17 protein-coding genes are annotated in these 16,988 nt (G+C 66.0%); 10 read left to right on the plus strand and 7 right to left on the minus strand.

All coding sequences use genetic code 11. The features are described from left to right. Nucleotides 1–85: 85 nt before the first annotated feature. The gene (locus tag S58_RS27735; RefSeq protein WP_015668725.1) at nucleotides 86–1,417 is read right to left on the minus strand and encodes an MFS transporter; all 1,332 of its coding nucleotides are present in this window, start codon (nucleotides 1,415–1,417) and stop codon (nucleotides 86–88) included. 128 nt (nucleotides 1,418–1,545) lie between these two features. Here S58_RS27735 and S58_RS27740 point away from each other — a divergent pair, with 128 nt between their 5' ends. Continuing rightward, complete coding sequence (locus tag S58_RS27740; RefSeq protein ID WP_042340972.1) at nucleotides 1,546–1,995, plus strand: ribosomal maturation YjgA family protein; 450 nt, start codon at nucleotides 1,546–1,548, stop codon at nucleotides 1,993–1,995. On the opposite strand, the gene S58_RS27745 is transcribed toward S58_RS27740, so the two are convergent. Both S58_RS27745 and S58_RS27750 read right to left on the minus strand, forming a co-directional pair. Next, complete coding sequence (locus S58_RS27745; protein ID WP_042340973.1) at nucleotides 1,980–3,152, minus strand: winged helix-turn-helix domain-containing protein; 1,173 nt, start codon at nucleotides 3,150–3,152, stop codon at nucleotides 1,980–1,982. The genes S58_RS27740 and S58_RS27745 overlap by 16 nt on opposite strands. 72 nt (nucleotides 3,153–3,224) lie before the next feature. After that, nucleotides 3,225–3,455 carry a hypothetical protein gene (locus S58_RS27750; protein WP_015668728.1) on the minus strand — a complete coding sequence of 77 codons (231 nt, stop codon included), beginning with the start codon at nucleotides 3,453–3,455 and terminating at the stop codon, nucleotides 3,225–3,227. Nucleotides 3,456–3,835: 380 nt separating this feature from the next. Here S58_RS27750 and S58_RS27755 point away from each other — a divergent pair, with 380 nt between their 5' ends. Further along, nucleotides 3,836–4,486 (plus strand): OmpA family protein, encoded by a 651-nt coding sequence (locus S58_RS27755; RefSeq protein ID WP_015668729.1) that lies wholly within the window; start codon nucleotides 3,836–3,838, stop codon nucleotides 4,484–4,486. A 66-nt stretch (nucleotides 4,487–4,552) separates the two neighbouring features. Here S58_RS27755 and S58_RS27760 read toward each other — a convergent pair whose 3' ends face one another. Continuing rightward, nucleotides 4,553–5,887: a phospholipid carrier-dependent glycosyltransferase gene (locus tag S58_RS27760; RefSeq protein WP_015668730.1), complete on the minus strand. Its 1,335-nt coding sequence runs from the start codon at nucleotides 5,885–5,887 to the stop codon at nucleotides 4,553–4,555. Nucleotides 5,888–6,019: 132 nt separating this feature from the next. Here S58_RS27760 and S58_RS27765 point away from each other — a divergent pair, with 132 nt between their 5' ends. The 5 genes from S58_RS27765 (at nucleotide 6,020) to S58_RS39480 (ending at nucleotide 11,625) form a co-directional block, all read left to right on the plus strand. Beyond that, nucleotides 6,020–6,718, plus strand: a complete 699-nt coding sequence (locus S58_RS27765; RefSeq protein WP_042340266.1) for a FecR family protein — start codon at nucleotides 6,020–6,022, stop codon at nucleotides 6,716–6,718. Continuing rightward, complete coding sequence (locus S58_RS27770) at nucleotides 6,715–7,863, plus strand: hypothetical protein (protein ID WP_042340267.1); 1,149 nt, start codon at nucleotides 6,715–6,717, stop codon at nucleotides 7,861–7,863. The genes S58_RS27765 and S58_RS27770 overlap by 4 nt, the downstream gene beginning before the upstream one ends. Nucleotides 7,864–8,014: 151 nt before the next feature. Beyond that, the gene (locus S58_RS27775) at nucleotides 8,015–9,469 is read left to right on the plus strand and encodes an MATE family efflux transporter (protein WP_015668734.1); all 1,455 of its coding nucleotides are present in this window, start codon (nucleotides 8,015–8,017) and stop codon (nucleotides 9,467–9,469) included. A 291-nt stretch (nucleotides 9,470–9,760) separates the two neighbouring features. Continuing rightward, complete coding sequence (locus S58_RS27780; protein WP_015668735.1) at nucleotides 9,761–10,990, plus strand: TadE/TadG family type IV pilus assembly protein; 1,230 nt, start codon at nucleotides 9,761–9,763, stop codon at nucleotides 10,988–10,990. 386 nt (nucleotides 10,991–11,376) lie between these two features. After that, nucleotides 11,377–11,625 (plus strand): GTP-binding protein, encoded by a 249-nt coding sequence (locus S58_RS39480; RefSeq protein WP_015668736.1) that lies wholly within the window; start codon nucleotides 11,377–11,379, stop codon nucleotides 11,623–11,625. Nucleotides 11,626–11,640: 15 nt separating this feature from the next. Here S58_RS39480 and S58_RS27790 read toward each other — a convergent pair whose 3' ends face one another. Next, on the minus strand, nucleotides 11,641–12,159 hold the full coding sequence (locus S58_RS27790) for a cupin domain-containing protein (RefSeq protein WP_042340268.1): 519 nt from the start codon (nucleotides 12,157–12,159) through the stop codon (nucleotides 11,641–11,643). Nucleotides 12,160–12,361: 202 nt separating this feature from the next. Here S58_RS27790 and S58_RS27795 point away from each other — a divergent pair, with 202 nt between their 5' ends. Continuing rightward, on the plus strand, nucleotides 12,362–12,577 hold the full coding sequence (locus S58_RS27795) for a CsbD family protein (protein WP_015668738.1): 216 nt from the start codon (nucleotides 12,362–12,364) through the stop codon (nucleotides 12,575–12,577). Nucleotides 12,578–12,939: 362 nt separating this feature from the next. Here S58_RS27795 and S58_RS27800 read toward each other — a convergent pair whose 3' ends face one another. Together S58_RS27800 and ggt are read right to left on the minus strand one after the other, a co-directional pair. Next, the gene (locus S58_RS27800; RefSeq protein WP_244440649.1) at nucleotides 12,940–13,410 is read right to left on the minus strand and encodes an FKBP-type peptidyl-prolyl cis-trans isomerase; all 471 of its coding nucleotides are present in this window, start codon (nucleotides 13,408–13,410) and stop codon (nucleotides 12,940–12,942) included. Between the two features lie 852 nt (nucleotides 13,411–14,262). Beyond that, the gene (ggt, locus tag S58_RS27805) at nucleotides 14,263–15,849 is read right to left on the minus strand and encodes a gamma-glutamyltransferase (RefSeq protein ID WP_015668740.1); all 1,587 of its coding nucleotides are present in this window, start codon (nucleotides 15,847–15,849) and stop codon (nucleotides 14,263–14,265) included. Nucleotides 15,850–15,981: 132 nt separating this feature from the next. On the opposite strand from ggt, the gene trhO reads away from it, so the two are divergent. Both trhO and S58_RS27815 read left to right on the plus strand, forming a co-directional pair. Next, nucleotides 15,982–16,761 carry an oxygen-dependent tRNA uridine(34) hydroxylase TrhO gene (trhO, locus tag S58_RS27810; protein ID WP_015668741.1) on the plus strand — a complete coding sequence of 260 codons (780 nt, stop codon included), beginning with the start codon at nucleotides 15,982–15,984 and terminating at the stop codon, nucleotides 16,759–16,761. After that, on the plus strand, nucleotides 16,748–16,975 hold the full coding sequence (locus tag S58_RS27815; RefSeq protein ID WP_015668742.1) for a SlyX family protein: 228 nt from the start codon (nucleotides 16,748–16,750) through the stop codon (nucleotides 16,973–16,975). Before trhO ends, S58_RS27815 begins: the two co-directional genes overlap by 14 nt. Nucleotides 16,976–16,988 lie beyond the last annotated feature (13 nt).

Here is a 16,988-nt window from a genome sequence, read left to right on the forward strand (position 1 = left end):
GGACATGTTGCCGCAGGTGTATCGACACGCGGTCATCAGATCCGCGGTCGGTCGCCAAGCAACCGACCGGAGTGTCAGCGGAGTCTCACTCCGCCGGCGCCTGGCCCGCGAATTCGACCTTGCTCTCATGGCCGCCGAAGAACACCAGCAGTCCCGCGATCAGCGGCAGCACCGACAGGGCGAGCAGGCCGTGCGCCGTCGAGCCGGTGGTGTCCTTGATCCAGCCGACCAGATAGGGGCCGCCGAAGCCGGCGAGGTTGCCGATCGAGTTGATCAGCGCGATCGCGCCGGCCGCGGCCGTACCCGACAGCCACGCGGTCGGCAACGTCCAGAACACGCCGAACACGCAGAACACGCCGATGGCGGCGAACGTCAGCGCCACCATGGTCATGGTCGGATCACCCAGCCGGCTCGATGCGGCCAGCGCGACCGCGATCAGGATCATCGGCGCACCGACATGGACGACGCGCTCGCGCGTCGCATCGGAATGCCGCGCCCACAGGATCATCGCGACGGTGCCGAACGCATAGGGGATCGCGGTGACGAAGCCGGTCTGCACGTTGGTCAGGCCGAACGCCTTGACGATCTGCGGCAGCCAGAACTGCATGCCATAGAGCGCGCCGACGAAGCCGAAATAGATCAGGCTGAGCACGATCACCTTCGGCGACGACAGCGCCTGGCCGAGCGTCATGTGCCCCGCGGTCTGCTTGGCCGTCGTTTCGGCCTGGAGCCGTGCGGCCAGCCAGGCTTTCTGCTCCGACGACAGCCAGGTCGCATGCTCCGGCCGGTCGGTGAGGTAGAACCAGGTGACGACGCCAAGGATGATCGAGGGAATACCTTCGATGATGAACAGCCACTGCCAGCCCTGCAGCCCAAGCGCGCCATGGAGGCCGAGCAGCATGCCCGAGACGGGTGCGCCGATCACGGTCGACACCGGCACGGCGACGGCGAAGGCGGCGATGAAGCGGGCGCGATACTGCGCGGGGTACCAATAGGTGAGATAGAGGATGATGCCGGGAAAGAAGCCCGCCTCGGCGACGCCGAGCAGGAAGCGCAGCGTGTAGAAGCTCCACGGGCCGGACACCAGCGCCATCAGCGCCGAGATGATGCCCCAGGTCACCATGATGCGTGCGATCCAGCGGCTGGCGCCGAACCTCTCCAGCGCCAGGTTGCTCGGCACCTCGAAGATGAAATAGCCGATGAAGAAGATGCCGGCGCCCCAGGCGAACACCAGCGGGGAGAATTTCAGCTCGGCATTCATGGTCAGCGCGGCGAAGCCGAGATTGACCCGGTCGAGATAGGAGAAGAAATAGGCCAGCATCAGAAAGGGAATCAGGCGCCAGGAGATGGCGCGGATGGTCGATGCCTCGATGTCGGAACGGCCCGGTGCGGCCGGAATGGTGGCGGACAGACTCATCGATCTCCTCCCGGGAGCTTTCTGGACTTTGGTAGTTGATGGCGGTGTTGAGCATCGGTCGTGGCAAGTCAATCGGAAAACGAGCGATCCCACAGCTTGCCGACGTACCGCCGGGGCACGGCTCGCGCATGACGACGTCGTCGCCCGGAACGCCGGCCTCAGCTGACAAGCGTCGCCGCGCGGCCATGGCGCTCAGCGTGACCGTGATCGTCATCACGCTTGGGCTTGCCTTGCGGATCTACGGGCGCGGCCTCGGACTTCCCCCCTTTATCGTCAAGTATGGCGGCTCGCTGCTGTGGGCGACGATGGTCTACGCGTTGCTCGTGGCGCTGCTGCCCCGCCTGTCCTGGCGGCTACTCGGTCTGCTCGCCCTTGCGGTCGCCGTGCTCGTCGAGGCCAGCCGGCTGATCCACGCGCCATGGCTGGACGGCTTCCGCCTGACGCTGACCGGCGCGCTGCTGCTCGGACGCATCTTCTCGCTGTGGAATATCGTCGCCTATGCCGCCGGCATTTTACTGGGCGTCGGCATCGATCGGGCCACCACTGCGTTCGCGCAAGCGCGTCAGTCGCCGAGCTGAAACCGCTGAAACCGGTGCAGCTCGTCCTCGATCTGCCGCTTCAGGTCCTTGCGCACCGCACCCCGCGCCGCCCTGCCCGTGCCGACCCAGCTCCATTTCTGCATCAGGAGCTTGCCGTTCTGCCGGTCGGTCTTGAGATCCAGCGCCGCGACGATCTCCTCGCCGACCAGCACCGGCAAGGCGAAATAGCCGAGCTGGCGCTTCTCCTTGGGCACATAGGCCTCGAACAAATGCGTGTAGTCAAAGATCGCCTTCGTCCGCTTGCGCTGGATGATCAGCGGATCGAACGGCGACAGGATGTGCACACGCGCGGGGTCGATCTCGACCGGCTCCTCCAGCGCAGCCGGCATGGCCCAATGCTCCTGCTTGCCGGCGCCCTCCAGCGCCACCGGCACCAGCTCGCCGCGCCGGACCCTCGACTCGATGATCCGGCGCACGTCCGCCTTGCGCTGCGCGTCGAGATGGCAGAGCGAGTCGAGGCTGACGATGCCTTGCGCGCGCAGGCCGCGGTCGAGCAGGTAGGCCGCGATCTCACGCTCGGTCGCGCCCTTCGGCAGCCGGTCCCAGCCGAAATGCCGCGTCGTGAGGTCGTAGGTCTTGAGCATGCCGTCGCGGCCTGACACCGTCAGCACGCCTTCGTAGAAGCCGAGCTGCAGCGCCCGCTTCGACGGCTTGCGGCTCGCCCAGGCGTGGTCCTTCTCCCGCAGCACGTCGTCGTCGATGTCGCGGATCGTCAGCGCGCCGCCCTGGCGGATCAGCCGCAGCACCTTTCGCGAGTCCTCGGGCTTCACCGTCTGCAGCCAGCGGTGTCCCTCGCGGCGGTAGCGCCGCATCGCCGGCACGAAGTAGCGAAAATCCTGCGACGGCACGTAAGCGAGCGCATGCGTCCAATATTCGAATACGGTCTTGTCTGCGCTCTGCGCCTGCCTGAGATCGGCACGCCGATAGGCGGGGATGCGGCTGAACAGGATGTGGTGATGGCAGCGCTCGATCACGTTGATCGTATCGATCTGCACATAGCCGAGATGCGCGACGGCGGCGGCGACGGCTTCAGGGCCGGTGCCGAACGGCGCCTCGGAATCGAGGCGCTGGGCGCGCAGCCAGAGCCGGCGCGCCGCGGTCTTGGAGAGCGGGATGGGCGTGGGAACGGCGGGCATGACCGCGCAATCGTGCGAGATTCGGCCGTGCGTCCGCAACCGCAATCGATCCGCCGGATCCATTCCCGGAACCTACGGCTTGGCCTTCTCCGGAATGCTGCCGGTGGCGGTCTCGGCCTTGCAGCTGGCGCGGCCCGGATCAGGCGCACGGCACTTGTAGACGCGGCCGGTCAGGCGGTCGACCAGCCAGGCCGTATCCTCGGCGGGACTTTCGAAGCCGACATAGCGATTGCCGACGGCCGTGATCAGCGTCGACAACAGAATGGCTGCAGCGATGATGCCGGCCCCGAGCAGGGTCGACATGGAACTGCTGGATCCGGTCTGGTCCTGGCTGCCCGCCCGATTGGACTGGTAGTCGCGCCTGGGTGATGAGTTGAACACGGCTTTGCTTTTCTGTTTGCGTTTCTTGAACTCAATTCGCCTTGTGCGTTTCGTGCTGCTCCCGTTTGCGATTTTTTTTCGGCGTTGGATATCCGGTAGAACCGCATCTGGCCGATTTGTTGTTCGTAGACCGGCCCAGCGCCGATGGCTTTGCGACAACGTGGCAGCGGGGGGAAGTTCCGTTGGCCTCGCAGCGGATGACGGCGCGTGCGTGACCCCGATCACATTCGAAACCTTTGAACCGGTTCTATCGTCCACGCATCCAATGGCCATAGGGCCATGACGACCCGAGGACGACGACGATGACCCAGTATTTTGGACATTTTGCAGTACGGGCGGCGGCGTTTTCCGCCGTGCTGGCGATGAGCGCGGCCACGGCTCTCGCGGGCGAGGCCGTGTCCGCCGACCAGATCCTGAACGCGCTGAAGCCGAAATCCGCCACCCGCGGCATCTCGGTCGGACCGCAGGCAACTCCGCCGGTCGATGCGGCGACGCAGGCGAAGCAATCGGCCTTCATCGACAGCATGCGCAACCGCAAGACGCGCTCACTGTCGCTCGGTGAGCGCGAGCAGATCGCCGAGCTCGCCGCGACCAAGCCGAAGATCGATCTCGAGATCCAGTTCGACTACAACTCGGCTGACATCAGCAAGGCGTCGATGCCGGCCGTCCAGGAACTCGGCAAGGCGTTGTCCGACCCGAACCTGAAAGGCTCGACCTTCGTGGTCGCCGGCCACACCGACGGCATCGGCGGCGACAGCTTCAACCAGGATCTGTCCGAGCGGCGCGCCGACACCATCAAGCGCTATCTGGTCGAGAAACACGGCCTCACCGGCCAGGACCTCGTCACCGTCGGCTATGGCAAGACCAAGCTGAAGGATGCAGCCAACCCCGCCGATCCGCTCAACCGCCGGGTCCAGGTCGTGAACATGGACACCAAAACCGCGGCGAAGTGAGCGCTCCGCCGCGCGTTTCGCCCTGCCTGCCGATGGTCCCCGGCGGCGGGGCGCTTTTTTGCGTGATCAGATCCAGCTCTGAAACAGCATCAGCCGGGTGAAGGTCTGCATCGTCGTGCCGATGAAGGCGGCGCTGACCGGCAGCATCACGATGAAGCCCAGGATCGCGACCGCGACATAGGTCCACATCACCCAGCGCGGAAAACGCATCAGCACGTGGACGAGCGCAAGGCTCGCCAGCGTCGCCGACGGCAGATAGTAGTAGAGAAAGCTCAGCGCGCGTGGCAGCAGCGCCCAGGGCAGATAGCAGCCGAGATAGAACGCCAGGATCAGGAACGCCGCCGCGCTGCGCGTTGCGACGAAATCCCGGACGCAGACGGCGAGCGCTGGAAGCGCCGGCCATAGCACCAGCGGATTGCCGAGCAGCACCACGGCGGCGATGTCAGCGTCGCTCACCTTGTCGAACAGGAACCATACCGGGCGGACGAGCAACGGCCAGCTCGGCCAAGCGCTCATATAGGTGTGGCCGGCGATCGCCGTGGTGACGCTGTCGGCAAAGATGCGCCGTTGCGCTTCGAAGATCGCCGTGACCGACAGGCCGTGCAGCGGCACGAACGTCGCGAGATAGCAGACAGCCGGCATCACGACGAGGCACAGCAGGATGTGCGCCCAGCTCAATTGCGGCCACTGCTCGGGTTGATACCAATCGGTCGGCTCGGGATCCCCGAACGAGGTCTGCCAATGCTGCAGCAGCTTGATCAGGGCGACGATGACAAGCGCGGTCAGCAGCGGAAACAGCCCACTCCATTTGCATGCGACCGCAAGCCCGAACAGCGCGCCCGCGAGCGCCAGGGCGAATTGCGGCCGTCGCTGCCGGAAGCTGAACAGGAACGCCGCGATCGCAAGCAGGCTGAAGCCGAGCGCGCCGATGTCGAGCATCGCCGTGCGCGCCTGCACGAACAGCATCTGGTTGAAGAAGGCGAGCAGCGCCGCCGTGATGGCCGGCAGTTGTGCCGCGAACAGCGCCAGGCCGCACAGATAGATCGCGACGACGGCGAGCGCGCCGAGCACGGTACCGGGATAGCGCCATGCAAACGCATTGTCGCCGAATGTCCTGATCGACAGCGCGATCAGCTCCTTGGCGAGCGGCGGATGCATCGGGTTGAGCTGCGGCGTCACGGGCGCAAGGCCAAGCATCTGCCGCGCCGCCGGCACGTAGTGCACCTCGTCGAACACGAATTTCGGCGGCGCCGCCAGCCCGACCATCAGCAGGACGTGGGCGATCGCAAAGATCAGCAGCGCCGTCAGCAGCGAGCGGCGAACCGACACGGCGCCGTCCGGCGCCGCATCGTCGGCGTCGTCGTCATCGTCGTAGCGAGCAGCGGATACCTTCGTGGCCATGCGATTGAACTGATCTCGTGGTGAGCGCAACTAAACACCGAGCGTGCATCGAGGCAAACTTGTGTCCAATTTACAACAACCTCGCGAGCCGTGTTCGGCTAGATTGACCGGGGACCAATCTTCGGTGTGGATATGAGTCTGCGTCGCCGAACATGCGTTGCTGCGATTGCGGCCGCCACGATGCTCTGCATCGCGGACGCGCGCGCCGACAGCCGCATCGGCGAGGCCGTGCTGGTGCAGAAGGACGTGCTGCGCATCGCGGGCGCGTCGACCAGCCCGATCAGTGTCGGCGATGGCGTCGTGCGCAACGAGACGGTGCGCACCGGCAACGACAGCGCGGCGCGTCTCGTGATGATCGACAGCACCAATCTCTCGCTCAGCGCCAACGCAACCCTGACGCTCGACCGCACCGTCTTCAACGACGAGACCAGCTATCGCGACATCGCGATCCGGCTCGGCACCGGCGCGTTCCGCTTCGTCACCGGCCATTCCGAGAAGGCCGCCTACAAGATCAACACCCCGCTGGCGACCATCGGCGTGCGCGGCACCATCCTCGACATCCGCTCGCAGCGCGGCCAGACCATGGTCGTGCTGCAGGAGGGCGCTGCGCGGGTCTGCACCCTCACCTTCCAATGCCTCGAGCTGACCCAGCCCGGCGACACCGCGATCATCACCGCCGCGGGCCAGGGCAGGAGCGCGATCAGGAAGACCAACAATCCGTCCTGGAGCTTTGCCGCGACCTGCGCGTCGACATCGGGCCTTTGCACGGTCACCGATCTCGCCAGCAGCGCGCCGCCGCAGGACTTCACCGGCATTCTGTGCGGGCGATGACGATGGCGACGCGCGCAGGCGGTTTCGCTTTCCTGATGCTGGCCATCGCCGGCGGATGGCTGGCGCTCGCCTTGCAGGCCGTGCCGGCCGCCGCGCAGAGCAGTTGCAACGTCGAGACCTTCGCGGCGGCGCTGTGCCCGACACCGACGCCCTCACCAAGCTCATCGCCGACCGCGACGCCGACGCCCACCGCAACGCCCACGCCGACACCGACGCCTTCGATCACGCCGACACCGTCCCCCTCGCCCACCGGCGCGGGAAACAGCGCCGGCACCATCAACGGCCTCGCCGACCAGCGCCTCAACCAGATGATCACCAACCGCGTGCTCGGGCTGGTGCTGCTCGGCGTCAACGAGCAGGTCAATTGCAACGACTGCATCAGCGCGTTCGGCTCGGCCGGCTCGTTCTCGGCCGGCATTCATGGCCGCAAGCAGCTCACCAACAATCTGGCGCTGCTCGCCGGCCTCGCCTACACGCATTACAACGAGAACGGCTACCACGTGACGTCGGCGCCGATCGGCGCCTTCGCCTTGCGCTACGATTTCACCGACTGGGGCTCGTCGCGGCCGTTCTTCGATCTCGGCACGATCCTGACGCCCTATGAGCGCGTGCGCTACGGCCGCAGCTACACGACCAGCCTCGGCAACGTCACGGTCGACGGCACCACCACGGCGTCGAACTATGCGGTCTATGGCCGCGCCGGCTGGATCAGCCGGATGTCGCCGCGCGACGAGCTCGCGGCCTCGGTCGAGCTGTGGCAGCTGTGGCAGAGCGTGGCCGGCTACCGCGATCCCGCCGCGGCCTTCAACCCGTTCGATGCGTCGATTGCCGGCGGCACCGACCGCACCAGCCTGGTCAAGCTCGGCGGCCAGTGGACGCATCTGTTCGGCTCCAGCATCGAGGCCAACATCAACGGCGGCTACGTGCAGTCGTTCGCCACGAAGTCCGGCATCGTCGCCGCCGTGACCGGCAACGGCACGGTGACGCCGACCATGGGCAACCAGGGCTGGTTCGAATATGGCGGCCGGCTCGGCTTCCGCCTGCCCCAGGGCTGGATCGCCGATTTGTTCGTCAACGGCACGCTCGGCCCGCAGCCGGTCGGCACCACCATCCACGGCGGCATCGGCCTGCGCATCCATTATTAGCGACCTTCATGCGACGATCAGACCAGCCCCGCTCCATCAAAAATTCATGATCGGCCTGCGCCAAGGTCTCCTTGACCGGCGCATGGCGGCGGTCCTATTGGATGATGATCGTCATCCAACGCAATGGCTCGCCAGGCGCGCGGAGAATCCGATGGACGTTTCCACCCAGGCGACCCGCGAGACCCGGCACAGCGCCATGTTGGCTCCGGAGGCGCCGCGTTCGCCCCCTCTCGCCCCGGCGTCCGATCCGCCGCGCGCCGAAGGCGCCTCGGCCCGCGCCGCGCTGCTCTCCGGCCCGGTGCTGCCGACCTTGTTCCGACTGGCGCTGCCGACCATGACCGTGCTGGTGGCGCAGACGGCCGTCAACGTCGCCGAAGCCTATTACGTCGGCTTCCTCGGCACCGATGCGCTGGCGGGCGTCGCGCTGGTGTTTCCGATCTTCATGCTGATGACGATGATGTCGAACGGCGGCATCGGCAGCGGCGTCTCCTCGGCGGTGGCGCGCGCCGTCGGCGGCGGCCGCACCGGCGATGCCGACGCGATCGCGTTTCATGCCATCGTGCTCGCGGTCGTCGCCGGTGGCCTGTTCACGCTCGCGACCACGCTGCTGGGTCCTGCGCTGTATCACGCGCTCGGCGGTCGCGCCGGCGCGCTGGACGCCGCGCTCAGCTATTCCAACTATCTGTTCGCCGGCGCCATTCCGGTATGGATCGTCAATCTGCAGGCGGCGGCGCTGCGCGGCGCCGGCAATGTGCGCGTGCCGGCGCTCGTCACCCTGGTCGGCGCGCTGGTGATGATCCCCGCCTCGCCGCTGCTGATCTTCGGCCTCGGGCCGCTGCCGGGCCTCGGCATCGCCGGCGCCGGCATCGCCTTCGGGCTGTATTACTGCGGCGCCATGCTGGTGCTCGTGCGCTATATGGCCTCGGGCCGCTCCAGCCTGCATGTGCGCGTCGCCCGGCTGCAGGTCCGGCTGTTCGCCGACATTCTCAAGGTCGGGCTGCCGACGGCGCTCAACGCCGTCCTGGTCAATCTCACCGTGATCCTGGTGACCGCGCTCGCCGGCCGCTTCGGCACCTCGGAGCTCGCCGCCTATGGCATCGCCTCGCGGCTCGACTACATCATGATCCCGATCCTGTTCGGACTGTGCACGGCGACGCTGACCATGGTCGGCATCAATGTCGGCGCCGGCCACGGCGCGCGCGCCCGCCGCATTGCCTGGATCAGCGCGCTGACGGGCGCGGCACTGGTCGGGACCATCGGCCTGATCGTGGCGCTGTATCCGCCGCTCTGGCTCGGCCTGTTCAGCCACGACGCCGACGTACTGCACGAGGGCACAATTTATCTGCGGACCGTGGCCCCGGCCTACACCGCGCTCGGCTTCGGCTTCGTGCTGTCCTTTGCCGGACAGGGCGCGGGTCACGTGCTATGGCCGTTCGTCGGCTCCACCCTGCGCGTGCTGATTGCGGCCGGTGGCGGCTATCTCGCGATCGTCTGGTTTGGCGGCGGCATGGCCTCGCTCGCCGCAATGGTCACGCTGTCCCTCGTCGTCTACGCGCTGGTGTGCTGCCGCGTGCTCTCGGGCAGGATCTGGCGCGCGTCGGCTTGAGCCGCGTCGATCGACGAGCGCAATCCAGCGACTTGCAACTCATCAGTTGTCCGACGACCACCGCCAAATACAAGCAATTCGTGTCGGCGCTACCAGCGAGTGGTGCCAACGGCCAGCTCTCGCCGACTCCGAAAATGGACTGATAACCTTGAGCTCCCGCGCATCCGTGTTCGGGTTCCTTTGTGGAACCGGATTCAGTCTGCGGTAAGGTCTCACCGTGCTTCCTCGCAGCGGAAGGCTCGCATCTGCCGGCGTCGAGCCTCAGACAGCCATCAGCAGGAAGCGTCGCACATGCCCGCACCGATCTCATCCAAAGCTCTTCGCAGTCTGTCACGCCGGTTCTGGGACGCCCGGGACGGCCAGATCAGCGGGATCTTCGCCGTTGCGCTCGTTCCGATCCTGGTATCGGTCGGCGCCGCCGTCGATTTCGCCAAGACCGGCGATGTCAAGGCGCAGTTGCAGAAGTCGGTCGACGCGGCGGTGCTCGCCGGCGTCACCCAGGCCAGCGGCCTGCAGGTCTCGACCGCAAGCTCGGTCTTCTCCGCGAGCTACAAGGGCAGGTTCGACACCACGCCGACCGCCACCTTCACCGCCAACAGCGACGGCACGCTGACCGGCCAGGCCTCGACATCGGTGAAGACCTCGTTCCTGAACGTGATGGGGATGTCGTCGCTGGGCGTCAGCGCATCCGGTACGGCGAAGGCCGGCGCACAGAGCAGGTCGCCGGTCTGCATCCTGCTCGTCAGCACGATCAACTCGCAATCGCTGCTGGTCAATTCGGGCGCGCAGCTCAATGCGCCGACCTGCGAGGTGCACGTGCTGTCGACGCAGACCCCGGCCGTCATGTTCAACGCGACGCTGAACGTCAAGCGCATCTGCGTCAAGGGCAACAACGTCACCAAGAACGGCGGCGTCACGCCGCCGGTCGAAACCGGTTGTGCGGCGATCGCCGATCCGTTCGCCGGCAAGCTGCCGACTCCGAGCACCACCTGCACGGTCTCGTCCAACGTCATCAAGAATGGTGGCACCGCCTCTCTCGATCCGGGCGTCTATTGCGGCGGCGTCACCCTCAACGGCACGGGGACGCTGACGCTGAACCCGGGTCTCTATGTCATCAAGGGCTCGCCCTTCATTTTCAACTCGGGCTGGACGGTGAACGGGACCGGCGTGACCTTCTACTTCGCTGATTCCGGCGGATCGATCACCTTCAACGGCAACGTCACTGCCAATCTTTCCGCGCCGACCACCGGCACCTACGCCAACATCCTGATGTACGAACCCACGGGGCTGTCGACCTCTCAGTTACCGATCAACGGCACCAGCGGCTCGTCCTTCACCGGCCTGATCTATCTCCCGAGCCGCAACGTCACCATCAACTCGGTCTCCAACGTCAGCAGCAACAGCGTCACCATGGTGTTCAACACGCTGATCCTGAACGCCACCAACTGGAACATCGCTCCCGGCGCACTGTCGATGTCGGTCACCACCGGTCCGGCCGGCACCGCGTTTCTGTCGAGGTAGTTGCGCTTTCCAAAGGCAATCTTGGCGACTGGTGTGTCGATGGTCGTTCACCAGAACGGGCGGCTGGCCTTCACAATCGGACGCGACGCAACGCGTCGGCGGACGCAGATCCATAGCCGCCGAATTCAGTGATGCGCGCTGAACGTGCCGCCTGCCTTGTTTCGGAGATCACGCGGTATGGGTCCCCGCGTTCGCGGGGACGACAGGGCTGGCTTTTCGCAAGCGGCCGGGACCAATCACGCACGGTCCCATCGCTCACACCTTCGTCACTCCCTTCCCCTTGACACCTCGCGCCACTTCGGCAAATGTTATGTTATAACATAACTTACGAGGCAACATGCCCGCTCGTCGGCGCCCCCTCCCCCTGAAGAGGCTGTTCGATCTCGATGCGCAAACTCCTCGTCACGGTCTTGTCCGGCTTCCCCGGGGCTGGGAAGACCACTTTGCTGAACCGCATCCTGCACAACGGCTCGGGGCTGAAGGTGGTTTACGGTGTGGTGGCGAGCCGGCGCAGCGGCCTGACGATCAATCAGCAAAGCGCGCGTGACGGTCGCCCCTGCCGCGCGCGCCGAGGGAGCGGTACAGCCGCTCCCGCCATGGCGAGGCCGTCGCAAGATGGCCTCGCCATTTTCTAGAACGTCACATCAACGTCAGGACTTCGTCTCGGCCGGGTCGCGGTGCACCGGGTCGATCCACAGCACCGTCTCCGGCTTCTCGACCGGCTCGATGTCGATGTTGATGGCGACCGCCTCGCCGTCGCTGCGCACCAGCACGCATTCCAGCACCTCGTCAGCGCTGGCGTTGATCTCCTGATGCGGCACGTAGGGCGGCACGAAGATGAAGTCGCCGGGACCGGCTTCGGCGGTGAACTGCAGCCGGTCGCCCCAGCGCATCCGCGCCTTGCCCTTCACCACGAAGATCACGCTTTCGAGATGACCGTGATGATGCGCGCCGGTCTTGGCGTCCGGCTTGATGGTCACCGTGCCGGCCCACAATTTCTGCGCTCCGACGCGCGCGAAGTTGATCGCGGCCTTGCGGTCCATGCCCGGCGTCGACGGCACGTTGGAGTCCAGCTGATTGCCGGGAATGACGCGCACGCCATCGTGCTTCCAGCGCTCGTCGCCATGATCGTGGGAGTGGCCGTGCGCGTGATCGTGAGAACCTGACATGATGCTTGTTGTCTCGCAGAGGGAACCAGTTGGAACGACAAAATCTTGGAGCGACGGAACCACGGCACGGCAGCACCGCGGAATGACGGGACCAATGGCACCTTAGTCAAATTGCCGCGGCAAGGCCATTCGGGTTCCCGGCGAACCTTTCGCGGGGAGGCGCGTTGTCCCGGCAGTTCAGTCACGAAGGAGGAGAGACATCATGGGTGCGACCACCGACAAGATCAAGGGCACGGCCAACGAGGCGATCGGCAAGGCCAAGCAGGGCATCGGCGAAGCCACCGGCTCCGACCGCCTGCAGGGCGAAGGCGTGATCCAGGAAGTCAAGGGCAAGGGCCAGAAGGCCATGGGTGATGCCAAGCAGGCCACCAAGGACGCCGTGAACGAGACGGCCGCCGCGACCAACAAGAATCTCTGAGCGAGATGAGCGCGGGTCTTTGAAGACCCGCTGCTGATCAGCCGGAAGCGAGACGACGAAACCGGCCCCTTCGGGGGCCGTTTTTTTTTGCGGGCGTCTGTTAGAATGTAGGGTGGGCAAAGGCGCGACCGAACTATCAACTCGTCCGAAACCGCAATGGCGCCATGCCCACGGTCTCACCACAGCCTCTGCCGACACGATGGTGGGCACGCCGCCGCCCTGCGGGCGGCCGCTTTACCCACACCCGGATTGCATCTGTCGATGCAATCCGACGTCTCCCCGCAGGCGGGGCGAGGTTGCACCCAGCGAGCCGCAACACTGCGACTCAAACTTCCCAAGGCGAATTTTGAATCTGGCGCGTTCTACTTCACGCCCAGCAGTTCGACATCGAACATCAGCGTCGCATTCGGCGGGATCACGCCGCCGGCGCCGCGAGCGCCGTAGCCGAGCTCGGGCGGAATGATCAGCGTGCGCTTGCCGCCGACCTTCATCGACGCGACGCCCTCGTCCCAGCCCGCGATCACGCGCTTCATCCCGATCGGGAATTCGAACGGCTCGTTGCGGTCGACCGAGGAGTCGAATTTCTTGCCCTTCTGGCCGTTCTCATAGAGCCAGCCGGTGTAGTGCATCACGCAGGTCTGGCCGCGCGCCGGCGTCGCGCCGGTGCCTTCCTGGGTGTCGATGATCTGCAGTCCGGAGGGAGTGGTCATGGTCTTTCCTGTCGGTTTGGCGGAACTGGTCTGTGCCGAGGCCGCATGGGAGCCCAGCACGGCGCCGGCCGCGGCTGACGCCACTGTCACCAGCGCAACTCTTCGATCCATCAGACGCCGCATGCTTCAGACTGCCTCTGCTCGTTCACGGGAGCCGCGGTTTAGCCCATGCCGGCGCCGGTGACCAGCCTGCCCGAGATGCGGCCGGATCGCGCCGCGGGCCGGCAGTCATATTCTGAAAAAAATAAATTACTTGCGCTTTATCGGAAATCATGACTGTCTGTCGCCATCCCGCCTCACCGCAGAGGGGCGTTGCGCGCGATCGTCACGACACGCGAGGTGGGGATGCGATGGCCGCGAGAGATCGCAGCGTCTTCTCACGAGGGCGCGGACGAACGATCGCTCGCGGACGTGAAGTCGCAGCGTCCTGACACCCCGACGCTGGTGTCACGCGCAGTGCGCGCAAGCGCATTGTCGTTATGGTGGCCAACAAGCCCGGCGCACCAGGGAGACTGCGTATAAGCGTGAAGACCGTCGCGCAGGGAATGCCGGATGACCGGCTTTGCCTGTGGTACCTGCCGCCTGCATTCTTTTCGCAGGCGGGCCATGGGTGAGGCCCTCACCCGGCATTCCCTGCGCCCTCTGCATTCTTGCGAGGGACGAACTCATCGGACAACTCGGGCGTCATCAGCCGCGAGAACGCCTTTTCATGCTCTTCACCGTTCGAGTCGTCGCGCCGCCAACACCACCGCTGTCGTCCCGGACAAGCCGCGACGCGCGCCAGCGCGCCGCGGCGCCGATCCGGGATCCATACGCCGCAGCCGAAGTGAGGAGCAACAAAGCCAATGGCCAGAGTGCCTCAAACCGCTCCCTGGGGATATGGGTCCCGGCTCAAGGCCGGGACGACAGCGGAGTGTGAGGCTGTAGGAGTGTGAGGCTGTAGCGGTGTGTGTAGCAGCAAGAATCTCGACCGCCTCAGTACCCCAGCGCGCAGCCGTCCTTGCGCGGATCGGAGCCGCCGGTGAGCGTGCCCTTGTCCCAATCGATCCAGATCGCCTGGCCGCCGCCGAGCGGCGAGACCACCTTGCTGGTCTTGTGGCCGATCTTCTGCAGTCCTTCGACCACCTCGGCCGGCACGCCGTCCTCGAGCTGATAGACGCCCTCGTAGTGCAGACCCCTGGCCATATCGATCGCTTCCTGCACGTCGCAGCCATAGTCGAGGATGTTGGTCAGCACGTGGGTCTGGCCGACCGGCTGATACTGTCCGCCCATGACGCCGAACGACATCTGGGCGCGGCCGGCCTTGGTCGCGAGCGCCGGGATGATGGTGTGCAGCGGGCGCTTGCCCGGACCGATGCAGTTCGGATGATCGGGCTGGATGCGGAAGCCGCCGGCGCGGTTCTGCAGCAGCACGCCGGTCTCGTTGGAAACGATGGCCGAGCCGAACGAATGCGCGATCGAGTTGATGAAGGAGCAGACGTTGCGGTCGCGGTCGACCACCGTGATGTAGACCGTCTCCGGGTTCATCGGCGGCGCGACATTCGGCAGATCGAGCAGCTTGTCGAGGCTGATCTGCGAGATGTACTCGTCGGCGAACTCCTTGGCGAGGATGCTCGCCACTTCGGTGGTCATGTGCTGGGGATCGCCGATGTGCTGCTCGCGCATCATGTAGGCGATGCGGGCCGCCTCGGCCTCGAGGTGGAAGCGCTCGATGCTGAGCGGCGCGATCCGCGTCAGGTCGAAGCGCGACAGGATGTTGAGCATCACCAGCATGGTGATGCCCGGGCCGTTCGGCGGGCACTGCCAGACGTCGTAGTCCTTGTAGGTGGTGCCGATCGGCGAGGTCACCTCGGTCTGGTGGTTGGCGAAATCCTCCAGCGTGTGCAAGCCGCCGATGCCGCGCAGGGTCTGCACCATGTCCTCGGCGACGGCGCCGGTGTAGAAGCCCTTCGGCCCGTCCTTGGCGATGACGCGCAGCGTCTGCGCCAGCTCCGGCTGGCGGATCACGTCGCCCGCAGCCGCCGGCCTGCCATGCGGCAGCAGATAGCGCGCGGTGTTGGTGCCGTTCCTGAGCTTCTCGAACTGGTTGTTCCAGTCGAAGCCGACCCGCGGCGCCACCACGTAGCCATCCTCGGCAGCGCGGATCGCGGGCTGCAGCAGCCGGTCGAGCCCGAGCCGGCCATGGTCGCGCAGGATGCGGTCCCAGGCATCGATCGCGCCCGGCACCGAGACGGCATGGGCCGAGGTCAGCGGCACCGAATGGATCTTGCGCTCGAGGTACCAGTCCACGGTGGCCGCGGCCGGGGCCCGGCCGGAGCCGTTATAGGCCATGATCCGGCCCTCGCCCTTGGGCTGTACCAATGCGAAGCAGTCGCCGCCGATGCCGGTCGATTGCGGCTCGATCACGCCGAGCAGGGCGCAGGCCGCCACCGCGGCGTCCGCAGCGGTACCGCCGGCACGCAGCACCTCGATCCCGGCCAGCGCGGCCTGCGGGTGCGAGGTTGCGATCATGCCGTTCTGGGCGTGGACCGTGGACCTGCCGGGAAAGTGGAAGCTTCTCATCGTTGCTCGCTGCGTGATCGTGTGGTGGCCATAATGCCAGCCCTGGCCAGCTACATGGCACATTCCTTCCGGCCTCGGCAATGGCCGGGGATACCAGCTTTTCTATGGTCAGCTCTGCTGGTAAACGGCCGCATGCCGCTGACCGTCGCCGCCTTCTATCAGTTCGTCGCCCTGCCGGATTTCCGCGCCCTTCGCGCGCCACTCCAGGCGTTCTGCGCCGCGCGCGGCATCAAGGGCAGCATCCTGCTCGCCGAGGAGGGCATCAACGCAACCGTGGCCGGATCGGCCGAAGCGATCGCCGGGCTGATCGACGAGCTTCGTCAGGGGACGCTGTTTTCAGGCCGCCTCGACAATCTGGAGCTGAAATACTCGCAGGCCGCGGCCATGCCGTTCCAGCGCCTCAAGGTCCGGCTGAAGCGGGAGATCGTGACGCTCGGCGATCCCACCGCCGATCCAACCCGGCAGGTCGGGACCTATGTCAGTGCCGCCGATTGGAACGCGCTGATCGCCTCGCCCGATACGGTCGTGCTCGACACACGCAATGCGTTCGAGGTCGCGATGGGGACGTTCGAAGGCGCCATCGATCCCGGCCTGACAAGCTTTGGCCAGTTCAAGGATTTCGTGGCGACGGCGCTCGATCCTGGCAGGCACAAGCGGATCGCGATGTTCTGCACCGGCGGCATCCGCTGCGAAAAGGCGAGCGCGCTGCTGCTGGCGCGCGGCTTTTCCGAGGTCTACCACCTCAAGGGCGGCATCCTCCGATATCTCGAGGACGTCCCGGAAGCCGAGAGCCGCTGGCGCGGCGGTTGCTTCGTGTTCGACGAGCGGGTCGCGCTCGGCCACGGCCTGCAGGTGCAGGCGGCGGCTGCGATCCAAGACAACGCGGAGGGCGGGAGCGATGAGCAGCTCTGAGCAGTCGAACCAGGAATTGAGCGAGCGGATCGACACGCTGGAGATGCGGCTGGCGTTCCAGGACGACACGATCGAGACGCTGAACCAGACCATCACCGCGCAATGGCGCGAGATCGACGCGTTGAAGCGGCAGATGGCGCTGCTGGTGGAACGGCTCGAGGACGCGCAGGGCAACGCCGAGGGGGCGCGCAATGAGCCGCCGCCGCACTACTGACGACGGAGCGATC

The sequence above is a fragment of the Bradyrhizobium oligotrophicum S58 genome (assembly GCF_000344805.1).
Taxonomy (GTDB): Bacteria; Pseudomonadota; Alphaproteobacteria; order Rhizobiales; family Xanthobacteraceae; genus Bradyrhizobium; species Bradyrhizobium oligotrophicum.